Below are 25,958 nucleotides of genomic sequence, written 5' to 3' on the forward strand. Positions count from 1 at the left end.
GGCCCCACCGAGCGACTCAGCACTTCGGTGGTAGCGCGATATGCGCCAGGCGCGGCCCGCGAGCCACGAGACCTCGGGCACAACGCTTGTGCCGCGCGAGCACAACCACGCGCCCCCTCGTCCCGCGGAGGTGGCCCTGGGGATAGAGGTGCTGGTGGGCTGAACGTTTTCAAGCGCACGGTTGTGACGCCGCGCTCAGCTTCACTCCGCGCGCAAGTGGGCCCGGCTGCGTGCGAGTTCTGCGGCCCGAGGGCTCAGCGCTTTGGCCCAAACACCGGGCGCGCGCGTATCATGCGCGTCCTTATGTCTGACACTCCCACCCTGCTGCTGGTGGATGACGACAGCTTCGTTCGTCGCATCCTCAAGGACGTCATCACCGATACGGGCATCGACCTGCGCGTGCTCGAGGCAGCGGATGGCGAAGAAGGTCTGGCCGTGGCCGAGCGCGAGCAGCCCGCGGTGATGTTCCTGGACCTCTTCATGCCGAAGAAGAGCGGGCTCGAAGTGCTGGGAGCCATCAAGCACGTGTCGCCGGGAACGCGCGTGCTCGTCATCAGCAGCATGGACGCGGAGCCGGTGGTGGAGCAGGCCATCTCCGCGGGCGCCGTGGGTTTCGTGGGCAAGCCCTTCCATCCCCTGGAGATTGCTTCCGCCGTCCGCCAGGCGCTCGCCCACTGACCCAGAGGTGCCCGTGTCGTCCTCCGTTGTGAATTACTGGGTGGGGGATTCGCTCGGCCGCGTGCTGGGCCCCCTGACCCTCCAGGCCTTTCGAGATCTCATCGCCTCCGGTCGGCTCAAGGCCGCGGTGCGCGCGTCCCGCGACGGGACGACCTGGCTGCCCATCCAAGAGCTGGCCGAGGTGCGCGACCTCTTCACCGCCGCGCAGCCCACGCCCTCCATGGAGGTCCAGCAGGCCGAGCGCCTGCGCACCCAACTGCGCGGGCTGCTGAACCTCGGACCGCTCGACGTGTTCGGCATGAAGCCCACCGCGAGCCTCGACGAGGTGCGCCTGGCCTTCTTCCGCATGGCGAAGCGCTTCTCTCCCGAGCACCTGTCGCCGGATACGCACCCGGAGCTGAAGAAGGTGTCGGCGGAGATCTTCGACTTCCTGTCACGGCGGATGCGCGACGCCGAAGCCCTCTACACGCTGAACACGACCCCGGCGCCCCGGGCACCGCCTCCGCGGCTGGACGTCAGCACGACCGTGCCGCCGCCCCCGGCTCCCGCGCCCGTCGCACCACCTGCCGCGGCGAACGTCGCCCGCCCACCGCCGCCAGCGGCGCCACCGCCTCGGCCGCCTCCGGTGATGACCCCGGTGGCCCGAGCGCCCACTCCTCCGCCGCCCGCGCCACCCGCACCGCCCCCTCCCGCGCCAGTGCGTCGCGCGGCTCCTGCGCCCGCGGCCCCGACGTATGCGAGCGCGGAGTTCGTGGGTCTGGAGCGCCGCACCGACGACCGCATCCACGCGGACGTGAAGGTGTCACTCCAGAACGCGGGCATCTTCACCGACCACCGCATCATCAACCTGTCCTCTGGCGGACTCTTCATCGCCACAGACAAGCCGCTGCGGCTGGGCACTCAGGTGGAGCTGACCCTGCGGTTCGATGATCCAGCGCGCGTGATGACGATGCGCAGCTCGGTCATCTGGGAGAACTCGCTGGATGATGGCAAGAACCCGCGCGGCTACGGGTTGCGATTGAGCAGCCTCCGCCCCGAGGAGCGGGAGTTCATCCAGCAGTACTTGAAGCGGCGTGTGAAGAAGCCCTGACGGCTACAGGAACTGCCCCAGGAACACGCCCGCGGCCATCACGAAGGTCGCCATCACCGCCACGACGGCCTTCAGCTCGACATCCTCGCGGTCCATCACATTCGAGAACTTCATCGTCGTCCCCTTGGTCAATCCCTGCGCCCCTTCCTACGGCGTCGGCTTCTCGTGATTGCATCGCGTGTCCGGACACCTTGCGCCGGGCGATGGCGCCTCCCAGGATGGCGCCCGTGTCCGTCCCGCCCGCCGAGTACCGGCTGCTCGAAGGCCTGCCCCTGCCCGCCGCCGTCGTGCGCGAGGCGGGGGTCGTGTACGTCAACCCCGCGCTCGCCCAGCTGCTCGGCCCTGGGGCGCGCCCGCCGAGCACCCCCACGGAGCTGCTGACCCGACTGCTCGCCCCGGGACAGGGTCCGGTGGACCCCGCCCGTGCGCCGCTGTCCCCAGAGCCCCCCCTGTGGCTCCGGGTGCGCGCGGCACGAGAGCCCGAGCACGTCCGGGGCCTGCGCCGCCTGCCGGGAATCACGCCGGCCGAGCACGTGCTGCTGTGGCTCGACGCGGAGGGCGAGGACGCGGTGCTGCGGCTGAGCGAGGCGCTCGCGATGGCGGCCTCGGAGATGCTGCGCTGCCGGGACGAGCACGCGGTGCTCGAGCTGGCCGCCGAGGCGGTGCACCGGCAGGGCTTCCACGTGTCCTTCATGCTGCTGGATGGGGAGTCGCTCCGGCACGGCCCCATGCGCCAGGACGCGGACACGGTGGCCGCCGCCGAGCGGCTGTACGGCAAGGCGATGTCCGAGGTGCGCTTCCCGCGCGCCAGCATGCCGCACCTGGAGGCGGTGCTCGCGCAGCGCCGGGCCCTGTTCCATCCGGACCTGTTCGAGGTCGTGCGCCGACTCCATGCGCCCGAAGTGGCCTCGCTGATCGTACGGACCTATCCCCCGGGCACGCGCGGACTGGACGCCCCCATCTTCGTGGGCGGCAAGCCCTACGGCATCTTCTCCGCGCAGGGCCTGATGCTCACGCCCGCGGGCGCGGGCACGCTGGAGCTCTTCGCGCAGCTCGTGGGGGGGGCGCTGGAGAACGTGCGCCACCACCGCGACACGGAGGCGCGGCTCGCCGAGCTGTCACGGCTCCAGGAAGAGCTGGTCGCACGCGAGCGGCTCACGGTGCTGGGCGAGGCCGCGGGCGTGGTGGCGCATGAGGTGCGCAACCCCTTGGGCGCCATCCTCAACGCGGTGGCGGTGCTCAAGCGCGAGGCACGGCTGGGCACGGCCGGCATCTCCGCCGTGGAGATGCTGGAGGAGGAAGCCATCCGCCTGGAGGACATCGTCCGAGACCTCCTGGACGTGGTGCGCCCGCTGGAGCCCCGCCCCCGCCCCTTGCACCTGGGCGAGCTGGTGCGCCGCGCGCTCGGATTGCTTCGTGAACGCCCGGGCGCCGCGAGTCCTCCCGTCGACGTGCGCGAGGACGAGGACCTGCCGCTGCTCCAGGCGGACGAGACGCTGCTCCAGCTCGCCGTCACCCACCTGCTGCGCAACGCCCTGCAAGCCGCGCCAGAGCCCGGCGCGGTGCGCGTGCGCGTGACGCGCGTGCCCGAGGGGGTCTCGCTGAGCGTGGAGGACACCGGCGCGGGCATTCCCGGCGTGGATCCGCAGCGCGTCTTCGAGCCCTTCTTCCTCACCCGCGCCAATGGCCGAGGCCTGGGCCTCGCCATCGTCCGGCGCGTGGTGCTCGCGCACGGGGGGCAGGTGCGCGCGGGCACCAGGCCCGAGGGCGGCGCCCGCTTCGAGCTGGTGCTCCCCTTGGAGCCGCGCGCCTGACTCAGGGCGAGGCGAGCAACAACCGGCAGCGCAGCCCGCCGTTGCGCACCGGCAGGCTCTTCGCGCCGTCCAGCCCGAGTTGCCCCACCAGCTTCGCGTCCTCCGGAACGATGAGCGCCACGCGCCACCCCCGGAACGACCGCCGCAGCGTGGCCCCCAGCGCGCGATAGAGGCCCGGCAGGTCCTCGGCCTCGCCCACGCGCTTGCCGTAGGGCGGGTTCGCCACCACGAAGCCCGGCGCCGTCGCGGGCGTGGCCAACGTCTTCAGGTCGTGCCGCTCCAGCGTCAACGTCACGCCCGCGCGCCGCGCGTTGCGCCTCGCCGTGCCCAGCGCTCCCGCGTTGAGGTCAAAGCCCAGCAGGGGCGCGCGCGGCGCATCCAGCGCCTCGGCCTCGGCCTTCGCGCGTCGCTCCGCCCAGGCGCGCGCGTCGAAGCTCGGGAAGGACTCGAACGCGAACGTCCGCCCGAGCCCTGGCGCGCGGCGCATGGACATCCACGCGCCCTCCACCAGGAACGTGCCGGAGCCGCACATCGGGTCCACCAACGGCTCCGCGCCCGTGTAGCCCGCCAGTCGCAGGATGCCGGCCGCCAGCGTCTCGCGCATGGGCGCGCGGCTCACCTCCTGGCGATAGCCGCGGCGGTACAGCGGCTCGCCACTGGTGTCCACGCTCACCGTGAACGACTCGCCCTCCACGCGCACGAGCATCGTGAGGCCTGGGCTCGTCTCTTCATCCAGCGGCCCCGCGCGCTCCACCGTGCGCAGGCCCCACGCGCGCGCGGCGGCGGACATCACCGTCTCCGCGCCAGGCACGCCCGTCCGATGCAGCGTCACGGACATCCGAGGCGGCGCGCCTCCCGCCCACACGCGAGACAACGGCAGCGCGGCCAGCCCGTTCTCCAGCGCCTCTTCGTGGGACGCGCGGAAGGTCCCCAGGCGAAGCAGCACGCGGCTCGCGGTGCGCAGGCGCAGGTTGGCCTCTTGATGCAGCCCCGGCGCGCCCTCCAGCTCCACGCCGCCCTCCACCGCGCGCGGAGCGAGGCCCAGCTCCCGCGCCTCGCTCTCCAGCGCGGGCTCCAACCCCGGCAGCGCTGACACATAGACGCGCTCGGCGCCGCGCGTGTCTCGGCCTCTCATGGGCGTATCCACGTCAGGCCTCGACCGGGGGAGGAGCCCGAGGAGCGGTGAGGGCGGAGCCCGCGGACGCCGCGCTCACGCACAGCACCGCGAGCCACTGCACGACGGACAGCCGCTCCCGCAGGAAGAGCAGGCCCGCGATGGCCGCGACCGCCGGCTCCAAGCTCATCAAGATGCCGAAGGTGCGGCTGGGCAGCACCCGCAGCGCCGTCATCTCCAGCGAGTACGGCAGCGCGCTCGACAACACCGCCACCGCCAGGCCCGCCGCGAACAGGCCCGGCGTCAGGCGAGACACGACGCCTCCCGCCAAGGCCACCGGCAGCACCGTCAGCGCCGCGAACGTCATCCCGATGGCCACGCCCTGCCCGCCGGAGAACAGTCGGGACACGCGCCCGCCCGTCACGATGTACGCCGCCCAGCACGCGGCGGCGACGAGCGCGAGCAGCACGCCCACGAGGTCCAACGCGCCCTCGCCCCGCGTCCACGGCACGAGCAGCCCGATGCCCACCGCCGCGAGCAACACCCACAGGAAGTCCGACGCGCGCCGCGAGCCGAACACCGCCACGGCCAGCGGCCCCAGGAACTCCACCGTGACGCACAGCCCCAACGGGATGCGTTGCAGCGCCAGATAGAACGAGAGGTTCATCCCGCCCAGCAGCACGCCATACGGAATCACCGCCAGCCACTGCGCGCGCGTGAGCGTTCGAATCGAAGGGCGGAAGACGGCCAGGAGCACCAGCGCGGCCAGCGAGATGCGCAGGCCCGAGGTGCCCGCCGCGCCCAGCGCCGGGAACAACTCCTTGGCGACCGCCGCGCCTCCCTGAACGCTGATGACCGCGAGCAACACCGCGGGGACGGGGGACAGGGTTCGAGACGAACGGGCGGCGGGCACGGCGGTCATTCCCGCTACGCTAACCTCACGCCGCCCGGGTTGCCTCTGGGAAGCACGCCTCGCGCTGGCCGTGCGGGCCGCTCACCCCTGCAGCGGGGCCAGGGGAGCTTCCCGGACCCGTGGAGCCTCAGCGGGCTCGGGCACGGAGGCGTAGACGCCCCGGTAGGCGGGCGGCAGCAGCTCCGCCACGCGGCGCATCATCGCGTCCACCAGCGCCTGCCGGGGGTCCGCGGCCCCGAGCGTCTCCGGCTCCAGGTCCTCCACGCGGAAGGGCTGCCCCACGTGCACGGTGACGTGCGCTCGGTGCACGTGCTCGCCGCCCATGTCCGTGTCGTTGATGGGCATCAGCCGCTCGGTGCCCTCCAGCGCCACCGGCACCACGGGCACCCCCGCGCGCCTGGCGATGAGCGCCACGCCCTTCTTCGCCTCGGAGAGCGCGCCAGTGCGGCTGCGACCTCCCTCCGGGAAGATGAGGACGGACTCGCCCTTCTTCAGCGTGTCCACCGAGCGCCGCAGCGCCTCGATGTCCGGCGAGTTGGGCTTGATGCAGATGGTGTCCATCGACTCGGTGGCGAGCCGCGTCATCACCGTGCCCTGCAACTTCACGCCCGCGAGGAAGACGATGTGACGCGGACGCAACGCGCGAAACAACGTGAAGCCGTCCGCGTTGGACAGGTGGTTGCAGATGAAGAGACAAGGCTCGTCCGGCAGGTTCTCCCGGCCGAGCACCTCCTCGCGCGCCATCGTGGACCAGACGCAGTGCATGAGCCCGCGCACGATGCGGCGGCGAAGGCCCTCCGGCAGCAGGGACAGCAGGAAAAAGAGAGCTCGTAGCACGCGCCTGGAAACTCCTTCCTCTCCAGATGTAGTCCCGCCCCAGGGTCCAGGTCAGTGAGTGACGCGGAACCCTTCGCCGCTCGCAGGCCATGCCGTCATGCAGCCAACGCTTCGAGCCATCCTGGGGGCGAACCCGAAGAATGTCTCATGCGGCTGTCACGCCACTGTCAGCCCGCACCGGAGCCCCGCCTGTCCACCGGCCACAAGCTCGAACGCAACGGCGTCGGCATGGCACCCCCGGTTGGGTTATGGGGGGACCATGAGTGTCGAAGCCGCCCCCGCCCGCGCGAAGAAGCCCGTGGAATACGAGGCCACCGTCACCGAGGTGCGCCGTGACACGCACGACACCGTGACGCTCTTCCTCGACCTCGAAGGTGCGCCCCGGGATTACAAGGCCGGACAATTCCTCAACATCGACCCGCACCAGTTCCCGGCCCTCGCCCGGCTGTGCGCCTACCTCCAGGAGCACAAGGGCCGGCGAGAGCCCATCCGCTCGTACTCGCTCGCGTCGGCGCCGCATGAGCCGCGACTGGCCATCACGGTGAAGGACGAGGAGTTCATCCCGGGCCTCACCCAGTACCCGCCCCTCTTGTCGCCCTACCTGGTGCACGGCCACCTCGTGGGCACGCGCATGAAGGTGACGGGGTTCCTGGGACCCTACGTCCTGCCGGAGGACGTGACGCAGCGGACGGATCATCTCGTCCATCTGGTGGCGGGCTCGGGCGCCGTCCCCAACTTCTCCATCCTGAAGGACGCACTGCATCGCGAGCTGCCGCTGCGGCACACGTTCCTGTTCTCCAACAAGACGTGGGGCGACATCCTCTATCGCGACGAGCTGGCCGCGCTGGAGCGCGCCCACCCGGAGCGCCTGCGCGTGGTGCACACGCTCACGCGTGAAACGGACGCGTCACACTTTGGCCCCACGGTGCGCAAGGGGCGCGTGGGACAGGCGCTGCTCGAGGAGCTGCTGCCGGACTTCGAGACGTGCCTCGTCTACGCGTGCGGCCCCGCCATCACCCCGTGGGACCGCCGCAAGGCGCTGGAGACGCGCACGCCCGCGACGCCGCGCTTCATCGAGGCGGTGCTGGGCCACCTCCATGCGCTCGGCATCCCGGACAAGCGAATCAAACGGGAGACGTACGGGTAGGTGCGTCCTCGGGCTCGGGCTCGGACACAGCGTCCTCGACGCCCGCGCGGGCCTTGGGCGTCACGCCCAAGAGACGCGTCAGCTTGGGCTGCACGCCCACCTCGGCCAGGAGCGCCTCCAGTTGCACGCGGGCCCGGCGATTGTCCCGGTGCACGCGCCGCCCGAGGATGAGCTCGTTCTTCAGCGAGTGCTCCCAGCCCGTCAGCTCCGTCACCGTCACCTGGTAGCCGAACGCCTCCAGCGTCAACGCGCGGATGACGTTGGTGATGTGCGAGCCGAACTCGCGACGGTGCCACGGGTGCTGGTACAGCAGGGACATGGTGCCCGGCCCCTGCGGGCGCTGTGACTTGAGCTGCGCGGCCACCTCGGCCTGGCAGCACGGCACCACGGCCACGTGGTCCGCGCCGTGGCGAATGGCCGCCACCAGCGCGTCATCCGTCGCCGTGTCGCACGCGTGCAACGCCAGCATCACGTGGATGCGCTCCGGATACTCGGCCGCGTCCAGGTGCGCCGTCTGGAAGCGCATGCGACTGAAGCCGAGCCGCGCCGCGCGCTCCTTCGCCCGCTCCGTCAGCTCGGGCCGCCCCTCGATGGACAACAGCGCGCCGTCGGTTGCGCCCTTGAGGAACAGCTCGTACAGCACGAAGCCGAGGTAGGCGTTGCCGCTGCCCGCGTCCACCACCAGCGGGCTCGGGTGGCGCGCCTGCACGTCCTCCATCGCGGGACGCAGCAAGCCCATCAGGTGGTTGACCTGCTTGAGCTTGCGCAGCGCATCCGCGTTGAGGTTCCCCTCGCGCGTGAGCAGGTGCAGCTCACGCAAGAGCTCGGGGGACTGGTCCGGCAACAGCTCCCGCCGGACCTGGGGGGCCTTGACGTTGCGTCTCAGACGGACACCACTTCGTTGACCTCGGGGATGATCTCCCGCAGGCGCGACTCGATGCCCATCTTCAGCGTCGCCGTGGACGACGGGCAGCCCGCGCACGAGCCCTTCATGTGCAGGTACACGACGCCGTCCTCGAAGCGGTCCAGGGTGATGTCGCCGCCGTCCTGCGCCACCGCGGGGCGGATCTCACTGTCGAGGATGTCCTGGATGCGCGACACCACCGAGCCATCCCCCGTCGACTGCTGCCGCGCCGCCGCGACCGCCGCCTCGTCCACCACCGGCTCGTTGGCCTCCAGGTGGGAGTCCAGCGTCGCCATCACCGAGTCGTTCAACTCGTCCCACTCCCCCTCGTCGCCCTTGGTGACGGTGACGAAGTTCGTCCCGACCATCACCGCCATGACGCCGCGGATGTCCATCAGCTTGCGCGCCAGCGGCGACTTGGCCTGCGCGTCGTCCTTGCTGGTGATGTTCACCGCGCCAGAGCCCAGCAGGCGCCGGTCCACGACGTACTTGAGCGTGCTGGGATTGGGGGTCCACTCGAGCTGGATGTTCACCGACATGAAAAGTCTCCTGGTTCCATTCCTCTAAGACGCTCGCGGCCCCATAGCAACCCGAGTGGCCGACAGGCAAACGGACTCCTGCTCCTTCCGCCCGGCGTCGCCCTGTCCACCCGTGCCCTGGTGGACGCGCCGCGCCACTGCTACATCGGCGGGATGCCCTACCCTCCGCGTCTCGCCCACCTCGCCACCCGCGCCGTGGTGGTGGCGAAGCTCGCCCCCACCTTCGCCACCGCGCACCACATCGACGACGAGGAGGCGGCACAGCGGCTGTCCTCCGCGCTCGCCGGGCGCCTGCTGCCCGCGCTGCTGGACTCCGCCTGGTCCGCCATGCGCGGCACCGCGAAGCGCCTCAACGACGACGGCCTCCTGGAGAAGGTCGCCGCCACGCTGGGCGACCGGCCGATGCGCCCCGGACGCGTCGCGACCCTGTCGCCCGCGTGGAGCGCCTTCCTCGTGGTGGCGGACCTGGAGGCCGGCACCGCCAGCGAGGCCGCGCGCCGGGTCATGGAGACCGACGCGGGGCGCCAGCGCGCGGACGAGGGGCTCGCGGAGGCCGGGCGCTTCCTCGCCAAGGAGTTGACGCGCGGCAAGTAGGGCGGGCCGGACATGGCGGGAGCACCCGGCCGTCGTTATAGGCTGGCCCCTCCCAGACCCATCTCCCTGCCCGCCGATGTCGACCCCGCTGCCCACCACCCTGCGCATCCTCAAGGCCATCACCGAGGTCCCTCGGGCGGCGTGGGATGCGCTCGTGGATGACGCGGCGGCGCCGTTCCTGGAGTGGGCCTTCCTCGCGGCGCTGGAGCAGAGCGGCAGCGCGGCGCCCGAGCGCGGCTGGCACCCGCGCCACCTCACCGTGTGGCGGGGCTCGCGGCTCGTCGCCGCCGCGCCCGCCTATCTCAAGGACGACAGCCAGGGCGAGTTCGTCTTCGACGGCCCCTGGGCCACCGCCGCCGAGCGCGCGGGGCTCGACTACTACCCCAAGCTGGTGCTGGCCGTGCCCTTCACGCCCGCCACGGGTCGCCGCGTGCTCGTGGCCCCGGGCGAGGACCGCGCCAGCCGCGAGGCCGAGCTGTACGGCGCGGCGCTGGAGTACGCCCGCGCCGAGCGCTTCAGCGGCGTGCATGTCCTCTTCCACACGCCCGAGGAGGCGCCCACGCTGGAGGCCCAGGGCTATGCCCTGCGCATTGGCGTGCAGTACCAGTGGCGCAACCGGGACTATCGTTCGTTCGACGACTTCCTCGCTCGCTTCCACTCCAAGCGGCGCAACCAGGTGCGGCGCGAGGTGCGCGCCCCAGCGGCGCAAGGCATCACGCTGCGCACCCTGCGCGGCGACGCGCTGGACACCCTGGACGTGGACACCGTCTGGCGGCTGTATGTCTCCACGGTGGACCGTTATCCGTGGGGCGTGCGCTACCTCACCCCGGACTTCTTCGCCCGACTGCTGCGGGACTTGCGGCACCGCTGCGAGTTCGTGGAGGCGCGGCGGGATGGAAACCGGGTGGCCGGCGCGTTCAACCTCATTGGCCCCCGCGCCCTCTTCGGGCGCTACTGGGGGTGCTTCGAGGAGCACCCGTTCCTGCACTTCAACGTCTGTCTGTACCATCCGGTGGAGGACGCCATCGCCCGGGGACTGGAGCGCTTCGAGCCCGGGGCCGGCGGTGAGCACAAGCTGACGCGCGGCTTCGAGCCGCAGCTCACATACAGTGCGCACCTGCTCCTCCACCCCGGCCTGGACCGGGCGGTGCGCGGCCTGCTGGCCCACGAGCGAGCAGCCGTCCAGGGGGGCCTGCCTCAGTGGTGGGCCGAGACAGGTTTCAAGGAGCGGGCCTGAGCAGGCTCGCGCTCGCATTCCGGTAAGGGAGTCCGCACACCCATGGCGCAGAAGCACGAGAGCGACACGCACGTCGTCACGGAGACCGTTCCGAAGCAGAAGCTCAAGAAGCCCACGCTCTACAAGGTGCTCCTGCACAACGACAACTACACGACGCGCGAGTTCGTGGTGGCCGTCCTGAAGGAGGTCTTCCACAAGTCGGAGTCGGATGCCGTGCAGATCATGCTGCACATTCATTACAACGGCATCGGAGTGGCGGGCGTTTATACATTCGAAGTCGCCGAGACGAAGGTCAAGACAGTGGAGGCCGCGGCGCGGGAGAACGGGTTCCCCCTGCGGCTGTCCATGGAACCCGAGGAAGGTTGAACCGTGGCAGGACCGTCCATCGCCAAAGAATTGCAGGCCAGCTTCCGCACCGCCCTGGATGAGGCGCGGAAGATGCGCCACGAGTACCTGACCCTCGAGCACCTGCTGCTGGCGCTCACCAAGGATGCGCGCACGCGCGAGATACTCAAGGGCTGCGGCGCCAACGTGAAGCGGCTGCAGGACCGGCTCGTCGAGTTCCTCGAGGAGACCGTCGAGCGGCTGCCCGAGGGCGTGGAAGCCGAACCCCAACAGACCATCGGCGTGGAGCGCGTGCTCCAGCGCGCCGCCGTGCACGCCTACTCCGCCGAGCAGAAGGTCATCGACGGCGGCGACGTGCTGGTGGCGCTGTTCCGCGAGGAGGAGAGCCAGGCCCTCTACCTGCTCCAGCAGGAGGGCGTCAGCCGCCTGGACCTGCTCAACTTCATCTCCCACGGCATCTCCAAGGACGGCGAGTCCGCCGAGGAGACCGAGGGACGTCCGGCCCACGCCGGGGAAGAAGACGAGGGCGAGGCGCCGCGCAAGAGCCCGCTCGAGTCGTACACCGTCCAGCTCAACGACGAGGCGAAGGCGGGCCGGATTGATCCGCTCATCGGTCGCGAGAAGGAGCTGGAGCGCACCATCCAGGTGCTCTGCCGCCGCCGCAAGAACAACCCGCTCTACGTGGGCGAGGCGGGCGTGGGCAAGACGGCCATCGCCGAGGGGCTCGCGCTGCACATCGTCGAGGGCAAGGTGCCCGCGGCGCTGAAGGACGCCGTGGTGTACTCGCTGGACATGGGCGCGCTGCTCGCGGGCACCAAGTTCCGCGGCCAGTTCGAGGAGCGCCTCAAGGGCGTGCTCAAGCAGCTCCAGGAGCAGCCAGACGCCATCCTCTTCATCGACGAGATCCACACCATCGTCGGGGCGGGCGCCACGAGCGGCGGCTCCATGGATGCCTCCAACCTGCTCAAGCCCGCGCTGGCGAGCGGCCGGCTGCGGTGCATCGGCTCCACCACGTACCAGGAATACAAGTCCTCCTTCGAGAGAGACCGCGCCCTGTCGCGGCGGTTCCAGAAGGTGGAAGTCAACGAGCCCTCCATCGAGGACACCATCCTCGTGCTGGAGGGACTCAAGAGCCGCTACGAGGAGCACCACCACGTCACGTACGCCGCGGAGGCCATCCGCGCGGCGGCAGAGCTGTCGGCCAAGCACATCAACGACCGCTTCCTGCCGGACAAGGCCATCGACGTCATCGACGAGGCGGGCTCGGCCGAGCGGCTCAAGCCCGAGGGCGTGCGCACCGGCAAGGTCACCGCCGCGGACGTGGAGAGCATCGTCTCCAAGATGGCGCGCATCCCCGCCAAGAGCGTGTCCGCCAGCGAGGGCGTGCAGCTTCAGAACCTGGAGAGGGAGCTGCAGTCCGTCATCTTCGGACAGGACGCCGCCATCCATGACCTGGTGAGCGCCATCAAGCTGTCGCGCTCCGGGCTGCGCGCGCCGGAGAAGCCCATCGGCAGCTTCCTCTTCTCGGGCCCCACGGGCGTGGGCAAGACGGAGCTGGCCAAGCAGCTCGCGCAGACGTTGGGCGTGGAGTTCCTGCGCTACGACATGAGCGAGTACTCGGAGAAGCACACGGTGAGCCGGCTCATCGGCGCGCCTCCGGGCTACGTGGGCTTCGACCAGGGCGGCCTCCTCACGGACGCCGTGCGCAAGCACCCCTACGCCGTGGTGGTGCTGGATGAAATCGAGAAGGCCCACCCGGACCTCTTCAACATCCTGCTCCAGGTGATGGACCACGCGACGTTGACGGACAACAACGGCCGCAAGGCCGACTTCCGCAACATCGTCCTCATCCTCACCACCAACGCGGGCGCGCGGGAGATGAGCACCAAGTCCCTGGGCTTCGGTGACCAGAAGCCCGTCGCGGACGCCCACCGCGCGAAGAAGGCCATCGAGAACACCTTCACGCCCGAGTTCCGCAACCGGCTGGACGGGTGGATCCTCTTCTCCGGCCTGCCACCCGAGGTCATCCTCAAGGTCGTGGACAAGGAAGTGGGCCTGCTCCAGAAGGTGCTGGACGAGAAGAAGGTGAAGCTGGAGCTGACGCCAGCGGCCCGCGCGTGGCTGGCCGAGCGCGGCTACGACCCGGCCTTCGGGGCCCGCCCCATGGCGCGCCTGGTGGACAACTCGCTGAAGAAGCCGCTCGCCGAGGCGCTCCTCTTCGGGCCGCTGAAGGACGGCGGCGTGGCCCGCTTCGACGTCGAGAACGACGCGCTGAAGCTCCAGCCGCTCGCCACGGCGTAGTCCTTCGCATCTCCCGACGCGACAAGGCCCCGTGCTCCCACCGTGGAGCCCGGGGCCTTCGTGTTTCCAGCCGTGCCGCGGGGCCCGAGCGCTACGCCGGCTTCGACTCCGCGGGCTTCGACTCGGCCTCGACGCGGTAGCTCTTCACCGCGCTGGTGAGCTGCTCGGAGATGATTTGCAGCGTGGTGGCGGCCTCGCCCGTGGAGCCGATGCGGGCCACCGTCTCGTCCATCATCTTGGACAAGTCGTTCACCGCCAGGGTGATTTGGTTGATGCCCACGTTCTGCTGATTCACCGCGGCGGCGATCTGCCGCACGGCGGCGGCGTTGTCCTGGACGATGGAGGACAGCTCGCGCAGGTTCTGCCCGCTGTTGCGCACCTGCGTGAGGCTCGCCTCCATTCGCTCGGCGCCGCGCTCGGTGTCGCGCACGGCGGCGGTCACCGAGTTGGCGATGTCATCCAGCAGCTCGCGCACCTGAGTCGTGGCCTGGATGGACTGGTCCGCGAGCGCGCGAATCTCTCGCGCCACCACGCCAAAGCCCTTGCCGTGCTCGCCCGAGCGCACCGCCTCGATGGCCGCGTTGAGCGCGAGCATGTTGGACTGGTCCGCCAGGTCCTTCACCGTCTGGGTGATGCCGCCAATCTGCTGCGTGCGCTCGCCCAGGCGGAGAATCTTCTCCGCGATGGCGTTCACCTGCGCGCGGATGTCATTGAGGCCCACCATCGTCTGCTCGATGGACGCCTCACCCGCCCGCGCCAGGTTGTCCGCGCGCTCCGCCACGCTCAGCACGCCCTCGGCCTTCTGCGCGGCCAGCATGGACGTCTGCTTGATTTCCTGCGCCGTCACCTGCGTCTCCTGGAGCGCCGCGGCCTGCCGGGAGATGGTCTGCGCCTGCTCGGTGGAGGAGGTGTTGAGGTGCTCGGTGGACTGGGTGAGCGCCGAGGCCGCCGTCTGGAGGTTCAGCGTCACCTCGCGCAGCTTCTGCACCATCTGCGAGAACGACGTGGCGAGCCGCCCCACCTCGTCTCCACTCTGAACCTGGATGGGGCGCGTGAGGTCACCGGACGCGACGATGTGGCCCGCCACCGAGGTCAACTCGCTCAGGGGCCGCACGATGCTCCGGCCCAACAGCGCGGAGGCCACCACGCCCGCTGCCACCAGCAGCAGCGCGAACAGCAGCATGCGCTGGCGCAGCGACACCACCTGCGCGTCCACGTACTCGCGGGCCATGCCCACGTGGACGGTTCCCAGTCGGCCCTGCGCCACGGGCGCGGCCACGTCCAGCGCGCGCAGGCGGCGCCCCCCCGCGTCCACCTCCACCGAGGGCAGCACGCGAGTACCGCCCTTCTCCACGCCGCCGGGCACCTTCGCGCCCGTGGCGAGCCGCAGCGCCTCCGGGAAGCTGTCGCCGCCCAGCGAGTGCACCGTCACGTAGCCCGTGGGGTCCTCGATGAAGATGTAGGCCAGGTCCTCGCGCGAGCGGAACGCCTCCAGCAGCGGCTGAAGCGAGCCCATGCCCGCGGACACGCCCTGCTCAGCCGCGATGGCGAGACTCAGTGCCACCGTCTGCCCTTCGCTCGCGTGGCGCTCCGCCAGGTCATCTCCCAGTTGGCGCGTGGCAATGAACGTCAGCAGCACCGCCACCGTCGCGCTGACCGCGGCCGTGACGAGCACCAGCTTGGGCGCCAGCCCCAGCGACTGACGGAAGGGCGTGACGAGCGGATTCGAAAGATTCACGGGAGCACCGAGAGACGGACGTCATCGGGAGCACGCGGCCGGGACACCGGGTGCGGAAACAGTCGAGCGAGCGTCATGGGGTGGAGCCTCCCCCATCCGGGCCCTGCGCCCCCCGGTAGGGCGGGCGCATGCAGCTCTGGAGGATGAGGTTCGGCACCGCGGACAACGGCACGGAGCGGTCGGTGGCCTTCATCTCCACCGCGGCGCGCGGCATCCCGTACACCACGCTGGTGGCCTCGTCCTGCGCGAAGGTGACGCCGCCCGCCTCGCGGATGGCGACGAGCCCGCGCGCGCCGTCATCGCCCATGCCGGTGAGCACGCCGCCGCCACAGCGCCGCCCATACGCAGCCGCCATCGAGGCCAACAGCACGTCTCCCGAGGGACACGGGCCGCCCTTGTTCCGCTGGAGCCGCGCGAAGCCGCCGCTGTCCACCAGCAGGTCGTGACCGTCCAGCGGGAAGTAGATGCGGCCGGGCTCCAGCCGCTCGCCATCGCGCGCCATGCCCACCACCATCGCGGACACCTGGGACAGCCACCGCACCATGCCCTGCGTGAAGCCCACGGTGATGTGCTGCGCGATGAGCACCGGCACGGGCAGGTCCGCCGGCAGCTTGGACAGCACATCCGCCAGCGCGGGAGGTCCGCCCGTGGAGGCCACCAACCCGAAGGCATCCACCCGAGCCCCCGCGGGAGGCGGCGGCGCCGAGGCAGGGCGCGGGCGCCGCGAGATGACGGGCACCTCCGCCATGAGGCACACCGAGTGGGCGAGGTCCTTGCCCCACTTGCGCAGCTCGTCCACGTTGGTGACGTTGGGCTTGCCGATGAGCTCCAGCGCGCCCGCGCTCATCGCCTGGAAGCCCAGGTCCACGCCGCGCTGCTCGGCCACCGCGCTCACCACCAGGATGCGCGCGGGCGACTGCGACATGATGGCCGCGATGGCCGCCGGGCCATCCAGCCCCGGCAGCAACAGGTCCATGGTGATGACGTCCGGGCGGAGCAGCCGCGCGAGCTGCACGGCGCGGTTGCCGTCCGCGGCCCGGCCCACGACCTCGATGCGCGGCTCCTCGGTCAGGAGCGCGGTGACGGTGTTCGCCATGGTGGGCGAGTCGTCCACCACCAACACCCGAATGGGACGCTTCGCGTTCAAACGCGGCTCCCCTTGCGGCTCATGACGTCGAGCACCTCGGCCAAGAGCCGTCCCGCCGCGCACTCGCGCTTGCTGAGGAAGCCGTCGGCACCTGCCTGGAGTCCTCGCTCGCGCGCGGACGCGCTGTCGTGCGCGGACACCAGGATGACGGGCAGCGCGCGCGTCTCCTTCCGGTCCCTCAAGTGAGCGATGAGCTGCGTGCCGTCCATCTCTTCCATGTCCAGGTCGCAGATGACCACGTCGTAGGTATCCGCCTGCAACCGCTCCAGGGCGCGAGCACCACTCGCGGCCAGGTGCACCGTGAAGCCACCGGCCTCCAGCATGGCCCGGTGGAGCGCCCGCGCGGTGAGCGAGTCATCCACCACCAGCGCCCGGCGGCTCGCCGCGCCCACCGTCGTCTTCTCGGAGTCTCCGACCACCCAATCCGGGCGGAGGATGAGCAAGAGCTCGCCTCGGCTGAGGGTGGCCGCGCCCTGCCACGAGGGCACCTCGCGCACCTCGGCGGGCAGCGGGCGGATGACCAGGTCCCGGTCCCCCACCACCGCGTCCACCGCGAGCGCCACCCGGCGCCCACCGCTCTGCACGATGAGCAGCGGCTGTCCCTCGGCCGGAGGCGCGGGGGCGCACAGGCCCAAGCGCGCGCCCAGGTTCACCACCGGCAACAGCTGCCCCTGGTACTCCAGGTGCGCGCGGCGCTTGCCCACCCGGAGCGCCTCCAGGCGCGCCAGCTGCGTGGCCTCCACCGCCAGCATCGGCAGCCCCACCAGCTGCTCCAGCGCGCGCACCACCAATACCGGCGAGCTGCCCAGGTCCACCGGCAACGTCAGCACGAAGCGCGTGCCCTGCCCCGGTGTGCTCGCCACCTCGATGCGCCCCTGGAGCGACTCCACCGCCGCGCGCACCGCGTCCAGGCCCACGCCGCGCCCGGACGTGTCCGTCACATCCGCGCGCGTGCTGAAGCCCGGGCGGAAGATGAGGTCGCGCACCTGGTTGTCATTGAGCCGCGAGGTCTCGTCCGCGCTCGCCACGCCGCGCTTCTCCGCGGTCCGGCGCACCGCGCCCAGGTCGATGCCGCGCCCGTCGTCGCTCGCCTCCAGGTACAGGAGGTTGCCCTGCTGCTCCACGCGCAGGGTGAGCGCGCCCTCGTGGTGCTTGCCCGCGAGTTCGCGCTCGCCGGGCAGCTCCAAGCCGTGGTCCACCGCGTTGCGCAGCAGGTGCACGAGCGCGCCCTGGAGCTTCTCCAAGAGGCGCCGATCCAACGACACCTCCGCGCCCACCACCGACAGCCGCGCCTCCTTGCCCAGCTGCCGCGACAGGTCGCGCACCATGCGCTGGAGCGGCTCGAGGATGGTGCGCACCGGGCGCGTGGTGATGGCCTTGAGGCCCTCCTCCAGCGCGTCGACGATGTCGCTCGTCTCCTCGCCATCCGTGCGCAGCGAGCGGCCCGTGCCCGACAGCAGCGTGCGCGCCTCGGCCGTCTCCGCCAGAAGCCCTTGGCGGGCGAGCAGCGTCGCGACGCGCTCCAGCTCGCGGCTGCGCTCCTCCACGCGCAGGCGGACCTCGCGCAGGCGCTCCACCTCGCGCATCAGCGCCGTCACCTGCCGCGCGCTCACGCGCCAGCCCGCCTCGGCCGTCTCGCTGAGCGCCTCGGTCATGGCCAGCGCCGCCGCCTCGGCCGCGCCGGGGCTCGCCGCGGCAGGCGCCGTCACTTCCGCGCCGCCGCTGGGGCTTCTCGTCGCGGCGGCCAGCTCCGGGGCTGGCGCATCCGCCACGAGCTGGGCCAGCGCGGAGGCGGGGTCGGGGAGCTGCTCGCCTCGGCCATCCGCGTGCGCCTGCGCGCGCAGCATGAACAGGTCCAGCCCATGCAGCAGCGTGTCCACCAGCCCGCGCGGCATCTTCTGCGTGGTGGCCTTCACCGGCGCGAGCGCATCCTCCAGCCGGTGGGCGATGTCGCTCAGGTCCTGCAGGCCCAGCGAGGCCGCGCTGCCCTTGAGCGTGTGCAGGTGGCGCCCCAGCCGCACGTAGATTTTCGCGAGCGCCTCGGACTCCAGGCCGTCGCGCTCGATCTCCAGCAGGTCCATGGTGACCTTCTGGATGACCTCCTGCGCCTCGGCGGCGAACCCGACAACCAACCCCTGCAACATCGCGTCAACGGCCATGGCGCCCCCCGGTGTCCCGCTCGGCGAACAGGCGCTTCAGGTCGATGAGATGGATGAGCTGACGGTCCGAGGTGAAGATCTCCATCACCGCGCCCTCCGTCCGCGCGCGCGCGGCCTCCACGGCCGCCAGGGGCAGCGTGGTGGGACGCGGGATGGCCTCGCAGTCGAGGGCGCACAGCTCACCGTCGCCCTTCTCCACCACCAGCAGGACCGCGGGGTCCTGGCGCCACCCGTGGCCGCCCAGGAGCGACGCGAGGCTCAGCGCGGAGAGCACCTGCCCCTGGAACCGCAGCACCCCGATGACCGCGGGCGCGGACAGCGGCACCGGCGTCACCATGCGAAGGGGCAGCGCGGCGCGGAGCGACTCCAGCGGCAGCGCGTAGCGCTCCTCGCCCAGCGGGAACTCGGCGATCCAATGGACCGCCTCCTCGACGGTGCTCTCGCCCCGCTCGCGCAGGCGGGCCGCGCGGCGCGCCAGCAGGTCCCTGGCCTCGGCCTCCTGGGCCTCCTCCACCATCCGCGGAGTGACCTTCATTCGAGCGTCCCCAGGTTGAGGTAGGCGTCAGCGGACGCCTGGTAGAAGCGCGCCGGCAGGGCCTCGGGGCCCTCCACCAGCGCATCGGGCGGAAGCTGACAGGCGCGCGCCCGGAGCGCCCGCATCAACGGAAAGGCCGCGTCACGCGCACCGCCGCGCTCGCGCAGGAGCGCCAGCTCCAAGAGCCCGGGCAGGTAGTCCGGAGCCTGCTTCACGAGCGACTCCAGCACCGCGGCGGCCCCGGGCTCATCGCCCTCCTCGATTCGCTCCAGCGCATCCAGGTGCATGCGCGAGGGCATGGGCGGAGGCGCCACCAGCGCGGGCGGAGGAGGCGGCGGCGGGGACACGCGCCGAGGCGGAACGGGACGCGGCACGGGGGCGCGCACCGGAGGCGGCGGGGACAGCTCCCCTGGCAGCGGGCGGCGGAAGGCCTGTAGCTCGGGCGGACCCTCGCGAACCAGCCCCGCGGGCACGCGGTCCACCTCCACGGTGCCCAGCATCAACAGGCCCCCGGGCACGAGCGCGCTCGCCAGGTGCGCGATGGCCACGTCGCGCGCGGCCGTCGAGAAGTAGGTCAGCACGTTGCGGCAGAGGATGACGTCGAAGTGCCCCCAGCGCTCCAGCGGCGGGGCCAGGAGGTTCGCCGGGGCGAAGTGGGTGACGCGGCGGACCGCCGGGTGGATGGTGACGTGCCGGCCATCCGCCTCGACCATGTAGAGGGGAAAGAGCTGCGGGGCGGACTCGCGCCGAGACCAAGAACCGTAGGTCGCGCGGCGCGCGGTCTCCAGGCTCGCCTCGTGGATGTCGGTGCCCAGCACCTCCACGGCGACGCCCGCGGGCGCGCACGCCAGGAGGCACGCCGCCAGCGAGTAGGGCTCCTCGCCGCTGGCGCACCCCGCGCTCCAGCCGCGCAGCATCAACCCCCCCCGGCGCAGCGCCGCGGGGATGCCCTCGTGCGCGAGGAACCGGAAGTGCTCCGGCTGGCGGAAGAAGTACGTCTCGCCCACCAGCACCGCGCGGACGAGCTGCGCGGCGAGCGGCGAGTCCGGGCGGAGCAGCTCGCCCAGCAGCTCACCCACGGCGCGCCCGCGAGCCATCTCCGCGCGCACCACGCGCTCCAAGGCCTCGCCCGCGATGGCGTCGTCGCGGAAGCCGGTCGTGGCGGCCACCACCTCGCGCGCGCGGGCGAGGAGCCGGGGGTCGAGCCCTCCGCTCATGCGCTCCGCTCCACCTCCACCGGCGCCAGGAGCGTCGGCAGCTCGCGCAGGAGGCCGCGCGCGATGAACACCTTGGGGTCCAGGATGGGCTGGTTGCGGCCACCCACGCGCAGCATCCCGATGAGGCCCTCGCGCAAGAGGCCATGGTCGGCGCCGCCCACCGTCTCGCGCCGGTCGATGTCCGCCGCCGCGTACTCCTCGGGATCGCGCACGGTGTCCACCGCGAGCGCCAGCGCCACGCCATCCACCTGGATGACCACCAGCATGCGCTCCACGAGCGGAACCTTGTGCGCGGTCCCCAGCCGCTGCGCCACGTCCAGCACGCACACCGGCGCGCCGCGCAGCTCCACGTAGTCACGCAGGTACGCGGGCCCCGTGGGCATCGGCCGCGTCTGCGGCTGCAAGAGCACCTCGCGCACCGCGTCCAGCGGCACGGCGAACTCCAGGTCGCCCACCGTCAGCCGCAGCACCAGCAGCGAGCCCGTGCGCATGCGGCGCCGCGCGCTGGCGAGCGCGTCCCCCACCGTCTGCAGCAGTTCGTCGGCGCGGAAGGGCTTGGCCAGGAACGCCTCGGCGCCCAGCCCCATGCACGCCTCCGCGCGCGACTTCTCCGAGGAGATGATGATGACCGGGATGCCCGCCAGCACCGGATCCGCCTTCATCCGTTGCAGCACTTCATCGCCATCCATCTCCGGCATGGACAGGTCCAGCAGCATGGCCGCGGGTTGCAGCCGGCCCACCTTGTCCAGCGCCTCGCGCCCGTTGCTGGCGGTGTGGATGGTGTAGTGGCCCGAGAGGATGGCCCGCTCCAGCGCCAGGATGGCGTCGCTGTCGTCAACGAGCAGCAGGGACGGCAGGCTCACGGCTCAGGTCCGGGGCAGGAACTGGCGGACGGTCTCCGTCAGCTCATTGTGAGACACCGGCTTCTGGATGAACGCATTGGCCCCGGCCTCCGTGCCCTTCTGCCGGAGGTCCACGCTCTTCTCGGCCGTCAGCAGGATGACGGGCACCGCCCTCACCTGCGGCATGCTGCTGGCGCGCAGCTCCTTCACGAAGGTGATGCCGTCCATGCCCGGCATGTTGATGTCCGCGATCACCACGCTCACGGGCACAAGCCGCACGAGCTGCAAGGCGCGCGCGGCGTCGTCGGCCTCGACAATGCCTACCTTCAAGTTCATCAGGTAGATCTTGAGGATGTTGCGGACGGTCGGGCTGTCGTCGACCAGCAAGACGTTGGTGCTCACTGTGCCACGGCTCCTCACGCCGGCCCCGCGGAGTGCGGGACCGCCGGCGTTTCTTCGCAAATCCTACCGTGAGCCCTCTCATGGGAGAAAGCGGCACCGGCGAGACCCGGTGCGAGACCGGACAGCCGAGTGACGCACTCCCCCTTGCTTCCGCGCCGCTAACCCCCGGACGGCTTGCCGGGGGCCGGGGCGGTCGCCTCGGACTCGGCCTGCGCGTCCACCGGTGGCGCACCCACCGCGTGGTATCCGCCATCCACGTGGACCATCTCGCCCGTCGTGGAGGGCATCCAGTCCGACAAGAGGGCACAGACCGTGCGGGCCACCGCGTCGTGGCTGTCCTTCTCGCTCCACCCCAGCGGCGCCTGCTGGCCCCAGCCCTGGGACAGGGACTTGAAGCCCGGGATGCCCTTGGCGGCCACCGTCGCCAGCGGACCGGCCGCCAGCGTGTTCACCCGGATGCCCTTGGGCCCCAGGTCGCGCGCCAGGTAGCGCACCGTGGCCTCCATCGCCGCCTTGCACACCCCCATCCAGTCATAGATGGGCCACGCCATGCGGTTGTCGAAGTCCAGCGCCACGATGGAGCCCCCGCGCGGCATCAGCGGCAGGCACGCCATGGCCAGCTCCTTCACCGAGAACGCGGAGATGCGAAACGCCGTCTGCGCGCTCTCCCAGGGCGTATTGAGGAAGTTTCCGCCCAGGGCGTCCTCGGGGGCATAGGCGATGGCGTGCAGCACGCCATCCACCCGGTCCCACCGCTGGCGCAGGGCCTCGGTGAGGGCGGGAAAGTGCGCGGGATTGGTGACATCCAGCTCCAGCACCTCCATGCCGGGCTTGAGGCGCTTCGCGCTCCGCTCGGTGAGGGACTTGGCCCGGCCAAAGCCGGTGAGGAGGACGTCCGCGCCCTGCGCGATGGCGTGTTCCGCGACGCCGTAGGCGATGGACTGAGGGGTGAGCACCCCGGTGATGAGCAGCTTCTTGCCCTGGAGGAGCATCGGCGAGAGCCTCGGGAGGGGGAAAGGGATTGGAGGGGGCTGTCTAGCACTCCTTCCCGCCGGGAGGGATGAAAGCCCACCCGCCTTTTATGGGGACCGGACGTGAAGTTCCGCTCACGTGGGGCATGATTCCTCCTTTCTCCCCGGAAAGGCCGTCCGGTCGCCCCCCAGGGGCTCAACAAACGTGCGGCGAAAACCCCCCAACGGGGCGCCCTTCCAGTAAAAGACGGGCCGCCATGGCGAATTTCCAGGACACCTTTCTCTCCGGTGGCAACATCGACTTCATCGAGGGGCTCTATGCGCGCTTCCTCGAGGACCCCGCGAGCGTGGATCCCAGTTGGCGCGAAGTGTTCGAGCGCAACTCCGGAGCCGGTCGCCCCATCTTCAACACGAAGCTGATCGAGGCGCCGCCTGCCGCGCCTGCCAAGGCCAATGGCAAGGCGGCCGCCGCACCGGGGAAGGCCGCGGCGCCGGCCCCCGCGCCCGCCGCCGCCCCCGCCGTGGATCAGGACACCCTCGGCCTGCAGGCCAAGGTGGATCAGGCCATCACCGCGTTCCGCCTGCGCGGCCACCTGCGCGCCACGTTGGATCCGCTCGAGCGCCCGCGCCCCGCGCTGGAGCATGTGGCGGACATGGGCATGGTGGACGAGAAGCACTTCTCCGCGCGCGAGCTGACGCAGAGCGTGGAGGGCAACGGCGTGTTCGCCGAGCCCCGCGTGCAGCTGAGCGCCCTGCTCACGCGCCTGCGCGGCACGTACACCGGGCACATCGGCGTCGAGTTCATGCAGATGCTCGACAGCGAGCGTCGCCGCTGGCTCATGCAGCGCATGGAGCACAGCGAGAACCGCACCGCGTTCTCGGTGGAGGACCAGCGCCACATCCTCACCAAGCTCTCCTACGCGGAGGGCTTCGAGAACTTCCTCCACACGAAGTACGTGGGCGCCAAGCGCTTCAGCCTGGATGGCGGCGAGGCCCTCATCCCCATGCTGGACGCCATCAATGAGGTCGGCTCGGCCATGGGCCTCAAGGAGGTCGTCATCGGCATGGCCCACCGCGGCCGCCTCAACGTGCTGACGAACATCCTGGGCAAGAAGCCGGACCAGATCTTCAGCGAGTTCGACGGCCCCAAGGACCCCAAGGCGTACCTGGGCCGCGGCGACGTGAAGTACCACATGGGCTTCTCGTCGGATCACACCACCCGGACCGGTCACCGCGTGCACCTGTCGCTGGCGTTCAACCCCAGCCACCTGGAATGCGTGAACCCCGTCGTCGAGGGCCGCGTGCGCGCCAAGCAGGACCGCGGCGGGGACACCGAGCGCGTGGGCGTGATGCCGCTGCTCATCCACGGCGACGCGGCCTTCATCGGGCAGGGCGTCGTCCCGGAGACGCTCAACCTGGCGGGCCTCAAGGGCTACACCACGGGCGGCACGCTCCACGTCGTCATCAACAACCAGGTCGGCTTCACCACCGACCCGTCCGACTCGCGCTCCAGCATCTACGCCACCGCCATCGCGCAGATGCTCGACATCCCCATCTTCCACGTCAACGGCGATGACCCGGAGGCCTGCGTCCATGTGGCGCGGCTGGCCGCGGAGTACCGCCAGACGTTCAAGAGCGACGTCGTCATCGACCTCATCTGCTACCGGCGCTACGGCCACAACGAGGGCGATGACCCCTCGTTCACCCAGCCGCAGATGTACGACCTCATCCGCAAGCACCCCACGGTGCGCACGCTCTACGCGCAGGAGCTGGCGCAGAAGGGCCGCATCTCCGCGGAGGAGTCCGAGGCGCTCAAGCAGCGCTGCCTCCAGGAGTTCGACGCGGCGCTCACCCGCGCGCGCCAGGAGAGCCAGTTCAAGGAGCCCAGCGCCCTCGAGGGCCTGTGGAAGGCCTACAAGGGCGGCTCGCTGAAGAACGCTGCGGCCGTGCCCACCGCGGTGGACAAGGCCACGCTGCGCGACGCGCTCCAGAAGCTGTGCACCCTGCCCGAGGGCTTCCACGTCCACCGCGACGTGGAGCGCACCGTCATCAAGAAGCGCCTGGGCATGCTGGAGTCCGAGGAGCTGCAGTGGAGCGAGGGCGAGTCGCTCGCCTACGCGACGCTGCTCTCCGAGGGCTACCCGGTGCGCCTGTCCGGCCAGGACAGCGAGCGCGGCACCTTCAGCCACCGCCACGCGGTGCTGCACGACGTGCAGACGGGCGAGGAGTACGTGCCCCTGCGGCAGTTCCCCACCGGCCGCGCGACCTTCCAGGTCTACAACAGCCCGCTGTCCGAGATGGGCGTGCTGGGCTTCGAGTACGGCTACAGCCTGGACGTGCCGGACGGCCTCACCCTGTGGGAGGCCCAGTTCGGTGACTTTGCCAACGGCGCGCAGATCATCATCGACCAGTTCATCGCCGCGGCCGAGAGCAAGTGGCGGCGCCTGAGCAACCTCACGCTGCTCCTGCCCCACAGCTATGAGGGTCAGGGCCCGGAGCACTCCAGCGCCCGCCTGGAGCGGTTCCTGGACCTGGCGGCCGAGGACAACCTCCAGGTCTGCTACCCCACCACCCCCGCGCAGATCTTCCACCTCCTGCGCCGCCAGATGGTCCGGCCGCTGCGCAAGCCGCTGGTCATCATGTCGCCCAAGAGCATGCTGCGGCGGCCGGAGGCCACCAGCAAGCTGGACGAGCTGGCCACGGGCACCTTCCGCGAGGTCATCGCGGACAAGGGCGACCCGGCGAAGGTGACGCGCCTGCTGCTCTGCAGCGGCAAGGTGTATTACGACCTGGTGAAGGCCCGGGACGAGCGCAAGGACGAGAGCATCGCCATCGTCCGGGTGGAGCAGCTCTATCCCTTCCCCGTCGACGAGCTGGCAGGGCTCGTCGCGAAGATGCCGAAGCTCACGGAGCTCTTCTGGGTCCAGGAAGAGCCCCAGAACGCGGGCGCGTGGCACTTCGCCCTTCCCCTCCTGCTTGACCTGGTGGCCCCGCGCACGCAGTCCCCGGTGAAGATTGGCTATATCGGGCGCGCGGCGGCAGCCAGCCCCGCCACGGGCTTCCCCAAGACTCACGAGTACGAGCAGCAGCTCATCATCGAGGAAGCCATCCTCCGAGGAACCAAGAATGGCCGTTGAACTGAAAGTGCCCCCCCTCGGCGAGTCCATCACCGAGGCCGTCGTCGGCAAGTGGAACAAGAAGATGGGTGACGCGGTCGCCGCGGACGAGCCGCTCGTCGTCCTGGAGACGGACAAGGTCACCATCGACGTGCCCGCGCCCGCCGCTGGCACCATCGCCAGCATCGCCTTCAAGGAGGGCGACAAGGTGCGCGTGGGTGACGTGCTCGGCCTCATCGAGGCCGGCGCCGGCGCTGCCGCCGCGAAGCCCGCCGCCGCCCCGGCTCCGGCCGCCGCGCCCGCTCCGGCCGCCGCGGA

At 71.0% G+C, this 25,958-nt stretch carries 23 protein-coding genes; 10 read left to right on the forward strand and 13 right to left on the reverse strand.

The window, feature by feature from the left end:
- Positions 1 to 303: 303 nt before the first annotated feature.
- The 3 genes from KRR26_RS11430 (at position 304) to KRR26_RS11440 (ending at position 3,582) form a co-directional block, all read left to right on the forward strand.
- On the forward strand, positions 304 to 678 hold the full coding sequence (locus KRR26_RS11430; RefSeq protein WP_120203131.1) for a response regulator: 375 nt from the start codon (positions 304 to 306) through the stop codon (positions 676 to 678).
- Positions 679 to 691: 13 nt separating this feature from the next.
- Positions 692 to 1,768 carry a TIGR02266 family protein gene (locus tag KRR26_RS11435; RefSeq protein WP_328707111.1) on the forward strand — a complete coding sequence of 359 codons (1,077 nt, stop codon included), beginning with the start codon at positions 692 to 694 and terminating at the stop codon, positions 1,766 to 1,768.
- Positions 1,769 to 1,986: 218 nt separating this feature from the next.
- Complete coding sequence (locus KRR26_RS11440) at positions 1,987 to 3,582, forward strand: sensor histidine kinase (RefSeq protein WP_120203134.1); 1,596 nt, start codon at positions 1,987 to 1,989, stop codon at positions 3,580 to 3,582.
- A gap of 1 nt (position 3,583) precedes the next feature.
- Here KRR26_RS11440 and KRR26_RS11445 read toward each other — a convergent pair whose 3' ends face one another.
- From KRR26_RS11445 to KRR26_RS11455, 3 genes are all read right to left on the reverse strand, one after another.
- Positions 3,584 to 4,717 carry a THUMP domain-containing class I SAM-dependent RNA methyltransferase gene (locus tag KRR26_RS11445; RefSeq protein WP_120203365.1) on the reverse strand — a complete coding sequence of 378 codons (1,134 nt, stop codon included), beginning with the start codon at positions 4,715 to 4,717 and terminating at the stop codon, positions 3,584 to 3,586.
- Positions 4,718 to 4,730: 13 nt separating this feature from the next.
- Complete coding sequence (locus KRR26_RS11450; RefSeq protein WP_120203136.1) at positions 4,731 to 5,618, reverse strand: EamA family transporter; 888 nt, start codon at positions 5,616 to 5,618, stop codon at positions 4,731 to 4,733.
- A gap of 72 nt (positions 5,619 to 5,690) precedes the next feature.
- A complete protein-coding gene (locus tag KRR26_RS11455) occupies positions 5,691 to 6,446 on the reverse strand; it encodes a lysophospholipid acyltransferase family protein (protein ID WP_120203137.1) in 756 nt (251 codons plus the stop codon).
- A gap of 259 nt (positions 6,447 to 6,705) precedes the next feature.
- Between KRR26_RS11455 and KRR26_RS11460 the strand changes: the two genes are divergently transcribed.
- On the forward strand, positions 6,706 to 7,593 hold the full coding sequence (locus tag KRR26_RS11460; RefSeq protein ID WP_120203139.1) for a ferredoxin reductase domain-containing protein: 888 nt from the start codon (positions 6,706 to 6,708) through the stop codon (positions 7,591 to 7,593).
- On the opposite strand, the gene KRR26_RS11465 is transcribed toward KRR26_RS11460, so the two are convergent.
- Both KRR26_RS11465 and KRR26_RS11470 read right to left on the reverse strand, forming a co-directional pair.
- On the reverse strand, positions 7,571 to 8,362 hold the full coding sequence (locus KRR26_RS11465; RefSeq protein ID WP_268905823.1) for a class I SAM-dependent methyltransferase: 792 nt from the start codon (positions 8,360 to 8,362) through the stop codon (positions 7,571 to 7,573). The genes KRR26_RS11460 and KRR26_RS11465 overlap by 23 nt on opposite strands.
- A 113-nt stretch (positions 8,363 to 8,475) precedes the next feature.
- Entirely contained in the window at positions 8,476 to 9,036 is a 561-nt protein-coding gene (locus KRR26_RS11470) for a NifU family protein (protein ID WP_120203140.1), read from the reverse strand.
- 153 nt (positions 9,037 to 9,189) lie between these two features.
- On the opposite strand from KRR26_RS11470, the gene KRR26_RS11475 reads away from it, so the two are divergent.
- The 4 genes from KRR26_RS11475 (at position 9,190) to clpA (ending at position 13,513) form a co-directional block, all read left to right on the forward strand.
- Complete coding sequence (locus KRR26_RS11475) at positions 9,190 to 9,630, forward strand: hypothetical protein (RefSeq protein ID WP_120203142.1); 441 nt, start codon at positions 9,190 to 9,192, stop codon at positions 9,628 to 9,630.
- A 76-nt stretch (positions 9,631 to 9,706) separates the two neighbouring features.
- A complete protein-coding gene (locus tag KRR26_RS11480; RefSeq protein ID WP_120203144.1) occupies positions 9,707 to 10,867 on the forward strand; it encodes a GNAT family N-acetyltransferase in 1,161 nt (386 codons plus the stop codon).
- A 42-nt stretch (positions 10,868 to 10,909) separates the two neighbouring features.
- The gene (locus tag KRR26_RS11485; protein ID WP_120203146.1) at positions 10,910 to 11,233 is read left to right on the forward strand and encodes an ATP-dependent Clp protease adaptor ClpS; all 324 of its coding nucleotides are present in this window, start codon (positions 10,910 to 10,912) and stop codon (positions 11,231 to 11,233) included.
- Positions 11,234 to 11,236: 3 nt separating this feature from the next.
- Complete coding sequence (gene clpA / locus KRR26_RS11490) at positions 11,237 to 13,513, forward strand: ATP-dependent Clp protease ATP-binding subunit ClpA (protein WP_120203147.1); 2,277 nt, start codon at positions 11,237 to 11,239, stop codon at positions 13,511 to 13,513.
- Between the two features lie 91 nt (positions 13,514 to 13,604).
- On the opposite strand, the gene KRR26_RS11495 is transcribed toward clpA, so the two are convergent.
- The 8 genes from KRR26_RS11495 to fabI all read right to left on the reverse strand — a co-directional run bounded on the left by KRR26_RS11495 (position 13,605) and on the right by fabI (position 22,545).
- Positions 13,605 to 15,251: a methyl-accepting chemotaxis protein gene (locus tag KRR26_RS11495; RefSeq protein WP_120203149.1), complete on the reverse strand. Its 1,647-nt coding sequence runs from the start codon at positions 15,249 to 15,251 to the stop codon at positions 13,605 to 13,607.
- A 73-nt stretch (positions 15,252 to 15,324) separates the two neighbouring features.
- On the reverse strand, positions 15,325 to 16,398 hold the full coding sequence (locus KRR26_RS11500) for a chemotaxis protein CheB (protein WP_120203151.1): 1,074 nt from the start codon (positions 16,396 to 16,398) through the stop codon (positions 15,325 to 15,327).
- Entirely contained in the window at positions 16,395 to 18,557 is a 2,163-nt protein-coding gene (locus tag KRR26_RS11505; protein WP_217079809.1) for a hybrid sensor histidine kinase/response regulator, read from the reverse strand. Before KRR26_RS11505 ends, KRR26_RS11500 begins: the two co-directional genes overlap by 4 nt.
- A complete protein-coding gene (locus KRR26_RS11510) occupies positions 18,547 to 19,092 on the reverse strand; it encodes a chemotaxis protein CheW (protein WP_120203154.1) in 546 nt (181 codons plus the stop codon). Before KRR26_RS11510 ends, KRR26_RS11505 begins: the two co-directional genes overlap by 11 nt.
- Complete coding sequence (locus tag KRR26_RS11515; protein WP_217079810.1) at positions 19,089 to 20,309, reverse strand: CheR family methyltransferase; 1,221 nt, start codon at positions 20,307 to 20,309, stop codon at positions 19,089 to 19,091. The genes KRR26_RS11510 and KRR26_RS11515 overlap by 4 nt, the downstream gene beginning before the upstream one ends.
- Positions 20,306 to 21,172 carry a response regulator gene (locus KRR26_RS11520; RefSeq protein ID WP_120203157.1) on the reverse strand — a complete coding sequence of 289 codons (867 nt, stop codon included), beginning with the start codon at positions 21,170 to 21,172 and terminating at the stop codon, positions 20,306 to 20,308. Before KRR26_RS11520 ends, KRR26_RS11515 begins: the two co-directional genes overlap by 4 nt.
- A gap of 3 nt (positions 21,173 to 21,175) precedes the next feature.
- Positions 21,176 to 21,553 (reverse strand): response regulator, encoded by a 378-nt coding sequence (locus KRR26_RS11525; protein ID WP_120203159.1) that lies wholly within the window; start codon positions 21,551 to 21,553, stop codon positions 21,176 to 21,178.
- Between the two features lie 158 nt (positions 21,554 to 21,711).
- Positions 21,712 to 22,545: an enoyl-ACP reductase FabI gene (fabI, locus tag KRR26_RS11530; RefSeq protein WP_120203160.1), complete on the reverse strand. Its 834-nt coding sequence runs from the start codon at positions 22,543 to 22,545 to the stop codon at positions 21,712 to 21,714.
- 236 nt (positions 22,546 to 22,781) lie between these two features.
- Here fabI and KRR26_RS11535 point away from each other — a divergent pair, with 236 nt between their 5' ends.
- Both KRR26_RS11535 and KRR26_RS11540 read left to right on the forward strand, forming a co-directional pair.
- Positions 22,782 to 25,661 (forward strand): 2-oxoglutarate dehydrogenase E1 component, encoded by a 2,880-nt coding sequence (locus KRR26_RS11535; protein ID WP_217079811.1) that lies wholly within the window; start codon positions 22,782 to 22,784, stop codon positions 25,659 to 25,661.
- On the forward strand, positions 25,651 to 25,958 hold a 308-nt coding region (locus KRR26_RS11540; protein WP_217079812.1), incomplete at its 3' end, for a biotin/lipoyl-containing protein. The genes KRR26_RS11535 and KRR26_RS11540, both read left to right, overlap by 11 nt.

Source organism: Citreicoccus inhibens, from assembly GCF_019039035.1.
Taxonomy (GTDB): Bacteria; Myxococcota; Myxococcia; order Myxococcales; family Myxococcaceae; genus Citreicoccus; species Citreicoccus inhibens.